1 protein-coding gene is annotated in these 518 nt (G+C 64.9%); it reads right to left on the bottom strand.

Annotation, left to right across the window (positions count from 1 at the left end; genetic code table 11):
- A partial coding sequence (locus tag ABN028_RS35750; protein ID WP_349699675.1) for an IS30 family transposase occupies nt 1-518 on the bottom strand: 518 nt, incomplete at both ends.

Below are 518 nucleotides of genomic sequence, written 5' to 3'. Positions count from 1 at the left end.
GGCGTAGCCGTGTCTTTTGCGGGGCCGGTCGTTCAGTTCGGCGGCGACCCAGTCCAGGTCGGCCTGGCTGTGCACGGACAGGTCGGTCCCCTTGGGAAAGTACTGGCGTAGCAGGCCGTTGGTGTTTCCGTTGGTGCCGCGCTGCCATGGCTTGTGCGGGTCGCAGAAGAAGATTTCAATGTCGGTTGCGATGTTCACCTGTTTCCAGTCCCGCATCTCCGCGCCCTGGTCCCAGGTCAGCGAACGGCGCAGCAGCTGCGGCAGGGTTTGGATCTTCGCGGCCAACACCGGAGCGACCTGCTCAGGCTTGTATCCATCCGGCAGGTGCAGCAGCAGCACGTACCCGGTGGTCCGCTCGACCAGAGTGCCGATCGCAGTGGCGTTGTTCTTACCAATGATCAAATCACCCTCCCAATGTCCGGGCACCGCACGGTCGGCGGCCTCGGCGGGCCGTTCGGAGATGTTGACCATGCCCGGGATCCGGTTCTTGCGCTGTCCGGCCTTGCGGCCCGGCTCGC

This window comes from Actinopolymorpha sp. B17G11, from assembly GCF_040196095.1.
Classification (GTDB): Bacteria; Actinomycetota; Actinomycetes; order Propionibacteriales; family Actinopolymorphaceae; genus Thermasporomyces.
The sequence above is the reverse complement of the archived record's forward strand: the minus strand, read 5'-3'. Positions and strand labels throughout refer to the sequence as shown.